Origin of the sequence: Aeromonas sp. HMWF017, assembly GCF_003061465.1 — a bacterium.
GTDB classification, from domain to species: domain Bacteria; phylum Pseudomonadota; class Gammaproteobacteria; order Enterobacterales; family Aeromonadaceae; genus Aeromonas; species Aeromonas veronii.
Map to the genome: position 1 here is coordinate 16,472 of NZ_QAJD01000139.1, position 1,474 is coordinate 17,945.

Here is a 1,474-nt window from a genome sequence, read left to right on the forward strand (position 1 = left end):
TCACGGTCACAGCAAGGGTGTCTTGGCCAATCCCGGCTTCGATGACGAGGTGGTGACCGAGGCGGCTGCATTGGCTTCCGAGCAACCGGACGAGGCGCCCCAGCCCTCCATCTTCACCTTCCCGAAAGGGGCGCGCCCCGGCACCCTGCTGCACAGCCTGTTCGAGACCATCGACTTTCAGAGTGCCGCTGGCGAGCCGCTGGCGGAGCATATCGCCGCGCTGTTGGCGCAGGATGGCTTCGAGGAGAGCTGGGCCCAAGTGCTGCAACAGCAGGTCGAAGCGGTGCTGGATACCCCGCTCGATACCGGCTTTGGCGAACCGGTGCGGCTGCGGGATCTGGCCCCCGAGCGCAAACAGGTGGAGCTGGAGTTCTTCCTGCCCATGGGGCGGGTGACGGCACCGGCGCTGACGGCCCTCTGCCAGCAGCACGACCCGTTGTCGCGGGGCAACAAGCCGCTCAGCTTTGCCACCGTGCAGGGGATGCTCAAGGGCTTTATCGACCTGGTGTTCGAGTGGCAGGGGCGCTGGTATCTGCTCGACTACAAATCGAACCACCTCGGCATGAGCCCGGCCGATTACAGCCGTCCGGCGCTGGAGCGGGCGATGGCCGAGCACCGCTACGACCTGCAATACCAGCTCTACTCGCTGGCGCTGCACCGGCTGCTCACCCTGCGCCTGCCGGGCTACGACTTCGAGCAGCACTTTGGCGGGGTCTTCTATCTGTTCCTGCGTGGCATGCCGCAGGGGGGCATTTTCCATACCCGCCCGAGCCGTGAACTGGTGCTGGGGCTGGATAAGTTGTTTCGCGAAGGCAGTGAGCTGCCAGCAGCGGGATCCCAAGCATTGAACGAGGTAGAAGCATGAGCGGCACCATGATCAGCACCGCAGCCAGCGCAATGATGGTTGAACGGTTGAAAACACTGGCGCTGGCTGGCCGCATCCGCCAGCTGGATCTGCAATTTGCCCGGCTGGTGGCAGACCTTGGCGGCAGCCCCGAGCTGGTGCTGGGGGCTGCGCTCACCTGCTTCGAGCTGGGGCGCGGCCATGTCTGTTTGCCGCTTGAAATGTTGACTGCCGGATCCCTGCGCCCGTTCGGGCTGGATCCCCAGCAGAGCCGGGATCTGCTGGGGGATATGGCGGATCCTGCCCGCTGGCCCGCCCTGTTTGCAGAGAGTCCCTTGGTTGGCACCGAGCAGGATGAGGGGCTTGCTCCGCGCTGGCCGCTGCGGCTGTGGCACGGGCGGCTCTACCTCACCCGTTACCACGATCATGAGCAGGGGGTGGCCCGCCATCTGCGCGCTTTGAGTGAACGCGCCGAATGGCCGGAGATCGCCCCGGCCCTGTCACGGCTGTTTGCCCGCGACTATGGGTTGGTGTTCGCTGCGCTGCTCAAAGCCCGCCTCGCCCCCGACTTCTCGGCCCGCCACTTTATCGAAAAGTATCTGGATCTGGTGTTCCCCAATGAAGTGGATT

Annotated in this window: 1 protein-coding gene and 1 pseudogene; both read left to right on the forward strand. The window is 64.9% G+C overall.

The genetic code is table 11. The annotated features are described in order from the left end of the window. On the forward strand, nt 1-865 hold an 865-nt coding region (locus DBR30_RS22230), incomplete at its 5' end, for a PD-(D/E)XK nuclease family protein (protein WP_258224435.1). Beyond that, nucleotides 862-1,474 (forward strand): annotated as a pseudogene (locus DBR30_RS22235) (exodeoxyribonuclease V subunit alpha); the annotation flags it as partial. The gene DBR30_RS22230 and the pseudogene DBR30_RS22235, both read left to right, overlap by 4 nt.